7 protein-coding genes and 1 tRNA gene are annotated in these 6083 nt (G+C 47.1%); 4 read left to right on the forward strand and 4 right to left on the reverse strand.

Annotated features, from left to right (window positions below):
• The 3 genes from rluC to AC2VLY_RS00765 form a co-directional block, all read left to right on the forward strand.
• Positions 1–965 (forward strand): 23S rRNA pseudouridine(955/2504/2580) synthase RluC (gene rluC / locus AC2VLY_RS00755; protein ID WP_486893142.1); only part of this gene is annotated, 965 nt, incomplete at its 5' end.
• Positions 962–1624 carry an HAD family hydrolase gene (locus AC2VLY_RS00760; protein ID WP_486893143.1) on the forward strand — a complete coding sequence of 221 codons (663 nt, stop codon included), beginning with the start codon at positions 962–964 and terminating at the stop codon, positions 1622–1624. The genes rluC and AC2VLY_RS00760, both read left to right, overlap by 4 nt.
• Positions 1625–1709: 85 nt before the next feature.
• Complete coding sequence (locus tag AC2VLY_RS00765; protein WP_486893144.1) at positions 1710–1913, forward strand: DUF5397 family protein; 204 nt, start codon at positions 1710–1712, stop codon at positions 1911–1913.
• Between the two features lie 528 nt (positions 1914–2441).
• Here the strand turns inward: AC2VLY_RS00765 and AC2VLY_RS00770 are convergent.
• From AC2VLY_RS00770 to AC2VLY_RS00780, 3 genes are all read right to left on the reverse strand, one after another.
• Positions 2442–2924, reverse strand: a complete 483-nt coding sequence (locus AC2VLY_RS00770) for a GNAT family N-acetyltransferase (RefSeq protein ID WP_486893145.1) — start codon at positions 2922–2924, stop codon at positions 2442–2444.
• Between the two features lie 30 nt (positions 2925–2954).
• Positions 2955–4472: a tetratricopeptide repeat-containing sulfotransferase family protein gene (locus tag AC2VLY_RS00775; RefSeq protein WP_486921598.1), complete on the reverse strand. Its 1518-nt coding sequence runs from the start codon at positions 4470–4472 to the stop codon at positions 2955–2957.
• A gap of 457 nt (positions 4473–4929) precedes the next feature.
• Positions 4930–5014 (reverse strand) — tRNA-Leu (locus tag AC2VLY_RS00780).
• 55 nt (positions 5015–5069) lie between these two features.
• Between AC2VLY_RS00780 and AC2VLY_RS00785 the strand changes: the two genes are divergently transcribed.
• Positions 5070–5699 (forward strand): nucleotidyltransferase, encoded by a 630-nt coding sequence (locus AC2VLY_RS00785; protein ID WP_193651864.1) that lies wholly within the window; start codon positions 5070–5072, stop codon positions 5697–5699.
• An 18-nt stretch (positions 5700–5717) separates the two neighbouring features.
• Here AC2VLY_RS00785 and AC2VLY_RS00790 read toward each other — a convergent pair.
• On the reverse strand, positions 5718–6083 hold a 366-nt coding region (locus AC2VLY_RS00790), incomplete at its 5' end, for a DMT family transporter (RefSeq protein ID WP_486921599.1).

A 6083-nucleotide genomic window follows, 5' to 3' on the forward strand; every position in this document is an offset into this window, starting at 1 on the left:
GCGGTGAAAATATGGCGGAAAACGGAGTGCGACAGTGGCTGGTGACCGATGCGGATGCGGGCCAGCGTCTCGACAATTTCCTCCTGCGGGTCATGAAAGGCGTGCCCCGTTCTCACATCTACAAAATCCTGCGTAGTGGCGAGGTGCGGGTCAATAAAGGCCGGGCGCGGCCCCATTACCACATTGCCGTTGGCGATGTGCTGCGCCTGCCGCCGGTGCGGGTTGCTGAACCCAGTGATCCGGCCATTCTGCCTGCCCACCTGCGCGGACAACTGGAATCGGCAGTTCTTTTTGAAGACAGCCATGTGCTGGTACTGAACAAGCCCAGTGGTCTCGCTGTCCATGGCGGCTCCGGTTTGAGCTGGGGCATTATCGAAGCCCTGCGCCAACTGCGGCCAGAAGCCCGGGAACTGGAACTGGTGCATCGTCTGGATCGCGACACTTCCGGTTGTCTGGTGCTCAGCAAAAAGCGCTCGGCACTGCGGGCGCTGCATGAGGCCTTGCGCCAGGGACAGATGGAAAAACAATATCTGACCCTGGCCCTGGGTGACTGGAAAGACAAAACCCGCTCCGTGCGCCTGGCCTTGCGCAAAAATACCCTGCAATCGGGAGAACGCATGGTGCGGGTGGATCCGGTCGACGGCAAACCCGCACATACGCGGTTTTCGTTGCTGGAGCTTTTCCCCGGCGCGGCGTTATTGCAGGCCGATCTGGATACCGGACGTACCCACCAGATCCGGGTACATCTTCAGGCCATAGAGCACCCGGTGGCGGGTGATGAAAAATATGGCGACGCAGCTTTCAATCAGCGCCTGCGCAGTCTGGGCTTGCGCCGCCTGTTCCTGCACGCGGTCAGCATTCGTTTTACGCATCCTCGCGATCAGCAGCCCGTGCATATCCAGGCCCCGTTGCCTGCAGAGCTGGAAGGATTGCTTCAGCAATTACGTCAGGAGCCCAAATCATGAATTCTGCGCTGCAGGATCGCCGTCTGATCATATTCGACTGGGACGGCACTTTGATGGACAGCATACCCACTATTTGCCGATGCCTTGCCCATGCATTCGCCTATGCCGGGCTAGCCGATCGCGGCGAAGAGCAATATAAGGAAATTATTGGCTTAGGCCTTGGTGATGCGTTGGCGGTTCTCGCCCCTGATGCAGACGAAAACTTGCGTTCCCGCATTCTGGAGGGGTACCGGAATTGCTTTTTTTCCACCCCGGCAGTCGATATGCCACTTTTCCCTGGAGTGGAGCAGACGGTCATTGCCCTGGCGGATGCTGGCTTTCAAATTGCTGTGGCAACGGGCAAGGCGCGCCGTGGTCTGGACAAGGTGCTGAACGAAAATCCGCACCTGGCGGCACGCATCAGCGCCAGTCGTTGTGCGGACGAAACCCGTTCCAAGCCCGATCCCCTGATGCTCGAACAGCTCCTGGATCATTACGCGTTGGCACCCGAAGCCGCCGTCATGGTCGGGGATACCGTCCATGATATGGAAATGGCCGTAGCCGCTGGCGTGTTGCCGGTAGGCGTTCTTTGCGGCGTACATGACAGCCAACGGCTGACGCGGGCGGGAGCGGCGCTGTGCTTGCCTGATCCGAGTTTTTTGCTTCGTGAGGTTGGTTGAATCTTTATTCATGCCATTCATTAGGTTGACTTTGCCTTACTGATGTTTTTTTGACAATATTGAGTACCAATGAGGAGAGCAACCCATGCATCCAAACATCGCAGAATTTCCGCATCCTGCACTCATCGGAACCTTTCGCCAGTTCGGACCGTTTGGTATTGCCTACCAGATACTCAAGGAAAGCCATGCCACCGCGAAGGGCTGGACTGTCGAGATTGAGGTGCCACAAACAGGGGAACGCTTGGGATATCCTTTGAAGGATGCTCTTGACGATCCAGAGGCACGCTAGTGTTCGCCATCGCTTTTGACCTGACCGTTAAGGAAGTCACAAGATGTCACCCAAAGAGTGTTGCCGCTGCCTATGCAGACATAGACGCAACCTTGGCCGGGTTTGGATTCCGAGACCGAGTGAAACACAGGGGCATCAAAAAATGACCGGCCCCTGCTTTTTGTCTCATAAATGGCCGATCCAGGCAGTGACTGGTCCCCGTTCAATCAAGGGACTACGAACCTGGTTGGCTCTTTCCATCAGACATGATGGTGCATTATGTCCCAACCAACAGGAAGGTCGTCCCATGTTATTCGGCATACCGTACTTCGTTAGTTCGAGATAAAGTTGACGAATACTTCAAAGACCCCTTGAAACCAGTCCTCTGCCGAGAATTATTTGCTGGGCGGATTTAACTCCACGTTACGGGGCATCTTCCGATATAACAATAACAAAAAATAATAGCTCAACATAACAGACATAGAAATGAATATGCGAACACGCCGCATCCATAAAAAACACCCAACGATAAATATCTAATCACGAATCTTAGCAGGATGATGCTGACCAATTTATATACATTTCCTTACCAACCTCTTGAAGTCCAAAATATTGGTAAAGTTTGATCGCCTTTTCATTATGGCTGAATACATGCAGAGCAAATCCTGATGCTTCCATGTTTTTACAATTATCCATAATATGTTGCATTAATCGTTTGCCAAAACCTCGATTCTGATATTTTTCATCGATAAAAAACCAGAGCAGGACGGCAGCTTGATGGGGTACTGCCGAATACCATGCACCACCTATCATCTGACCATCATATTGCGCTGAAACAAGATACTGGTGATTGTCACTTTGTCGGTCAATATTATCTAGCATCTGTATCTGTCCTTGCGTGATATTGTGAGCCGCTTCTTCGGAAAGAAGCATGACCTTTTGCAGTTCCGCACTATGGTAATCCACAAGACTGGACTTCATAACAGGTAAAAATTCTTTAGATATCTCCATAAATATCAAATTTGAACACATGTTATCATCTCCAAATATAATAACGATAAGCTATTCATAAAAAGTTAAATAAAACTCTTTATAACGATCAATGTTTTCTTTAAGGTTGCCAAGATTGCCTGAATATTTCTGCCATTTATTTATAGACGAATCATAAATAGGTTGTTGGACCTGATGCCGGCTTGAAGTATTAATGATATTTTTGTTAAGATGAACGTTAAGACATGAATCTTCGTATGGCAACCCGAGAAAGTCCAGCACGCAACGAAGTTTTTTCTCAGGACTTTTTACCATTTCTTCATATCTAACTATTAATATATTTTTTTCAAACAGAAGCTTCCATTGTTCAAGAGCATACTGACTAAAGCAATAGAATCTGGCTAATTGATCGAAATCATGGCTATAAGAATGATCACCTGTCATATTCTGCTGATAAATTGACAGGCAATTATCAAGGGCATCACGCTCACAAAAAATTATTTTAGACTCAGGAAATAACAACATTATTGTTCCGATATATAGAAAATTATGTGGCAACTTGTCAATCATGACCTGAAAACAAAAATCGTTAACAAGTGACGCACAATAATCTATATACGCTTTTCTTAGGATATAAGTAGATTCATAACTGTCTGACTCAATAAATTCTGATGAACGTATTTTGGTTGCGATCTCAGGAATTTCAGATAGCTCACCTAATCCCACTATTTGCGTGTGCATATCGAGCATTTGATGCAGCAAACTAGTGCCTGAACGGGGCATGCCAACAATGAATACTGGCGTATAATCTAGCTTTTCAAATTTTAGTAATTTTGGCTTTATATTTTCATAGATTTTAATATCTGACTTTAAATTTCTTTCCATAGATGGAAAATCATAACATCCATAAATACTTTTCTGCACAGAATGTGCAGCATTGTATAACAAAAAAGACTTATCATATTCACCATAATGGTGATGATAATTAGCCCTAATAAATAAAACAGATATATATGCATCGTTTAGTTTTTTTTGTTCGTCAATGTCAGACTCTAAAATTACTTCTGGATCACTAATTTTTATTTTTTTTACCAATAAATAAGCATTTTCAAATTCGCCGCGAATAAGACACATCTCAGCTCTTGCAACAATAAAAAATGGATCTTTTGATGATGTTACAATAGGCATAAGCAACCATTCTTGTACTTCATCATACTTACCTTGTCGACCTAACGCCTGAACCAGATTAATAATCAATGGTAATGAGTCTTCATGCTTGGTCTTTAGCAACTGTCTATATAACTTTTCTGCTTTACTGTAATGCCCCATTCGTATCCACAGAGCTCCGAGATAAAAACGTGCACTAAAATTATTCTGATCATTTTTTAGAGCAACATTAAATGCCTCTTCTGCTTTATTGTAGTAGTGCATTCCGGATAATACGCGCCCTAATAGAATGATTCCTTTTATATCATCTGGAAATTTCCCAAGATAATCAATAAGGCACGTTGCGGAAGAAGCATAGTCTCGGGAATTGAAATAATCTTTTGCTTTAGAAAACAAAATTTTATTGTGTTTTTTATTGTTCATTTAGATGATTTATTAAAAAATTGTGTGATAAATAAAATAACATAAAATTATGTAGTCGTACATTGAAAAAGTGTGAACAAATGTAAATTTCAAGAATTTTAAACTGGTGATATGGAAAAATCTCTTAATATTTTAGAAGAGTCCAGGGAGGATCTTCACTATATAATTGAAAACTACAATTCTTAAGGTATCAACTATAACCGCCACGATAGCAGTTTATTGTCAGCCCCCGGATTGATAATCCACTGGTCTGAGCCACTCAACCTCCAGCAAATAAAGGCATTGCCGTGCTGGTTGCACACTTATTTCTGGCGCTTTGCCCAAAATTCGCCCAAGGGAACTGCAAAAACCACCTGTTGGTGTCCCGTCGCCATAGAGTAGTGTATCCAGTCGAGCTAATGCCCTGTTCATTCGGAATATCCGCAGGTTGTTTGACTGGCTCGGCTAACCCAGTATTTGGTGCGAAAGGGGAGACTCGAACTCCCACGCCGTGCGGCGCTGGAACCTAAATCCAGTGCGTCTACCAATTCCGCCACTCTCGCTTACGCGCTATCTTATGCGGAATAGTCCCTGGCGACAATCATCGGAGTACCGAGCATGAGCAAGTCACAGCAACCCCATCGTTTACGCCGTTTGCTGGCTGTGGAGTCGGCCCGGATCATGGCGGAGGAGGGCGTCGTGGATTTTCGGGTGGCCAAGGAAAAAGCGGCGCGGCGTTTGGGTGCGGGGGGGGATGCTCAGCACCACTGGCCGAATAATAGTGAGATAGAATCGGAATTACATGCCCGCCTGCAGCTTTTTCACGGACCTGCCCATGCGGTGGATTTGCGCGAACTGCGCGAGCGGGCGCTGAAAGCTATGCAGTGGCTGGAGGTGTTTCAGCCGCGTCTGACCGGCCCGGTGTTGAATGGTACGGCTACGCGCCATGCGGCAATTACCCTGCATTTATTTGCGGATGCCCCTGAGACGGTCATTTTCTTTTTGATGGATCAGAAAACGCCCTATGAAGAAAGCTGGCAGCGCCTGCATTTTGGCGATGCCCCGGCGCAAGATTATCCCTGCCTGAAAATTGACTACGTAGACACGGAGATTCGTCTGGTCATTTTTGCGCTGGATGAAGACCGGCGCAGTCCCGCTTCGCCTGTGGATGGAAAACCGGTGAAGCGTGCGACTGGTCAGCAATTGCGCAAAATGCTGGAGCAAGAGCAGCTGCAAAATGGACTTTGAGAATCCAAAATTTTCGATTTATTCCTGACCCGTTGGCACAATAGCGTTTTCCTGCTCACGAGGGCGCAGGTGTTGCCAACTGACCAAGGCGAGTGCGATAAAAATGCAGACCATTCCCACACCTTCCCAGCCTCCCGGGGTTTCTCCCAATTGCAGCCAAGCGGCAACGACACCAATCAGTGGCGCTGCCAGTGTGCCCATGCCCGCGATTCCGGAGGGCAGTTTCTGCAAGGCGTAGGCCCAGAGAAAATAGGCCAGAGCAGTACCGGGAATCGCATTATAAAGCAGGGCGCCGACAAATACGGGTGTCCAGTGAACCGTCAGTGGGTCAATAAATAGGGTCATGACAATCAGCCCGAGTCCGCCGAAAATGGTTTGCCACAA

This window comes from Acidithiobacillus sp. TH-A36 (assembly GCF_057473445.1).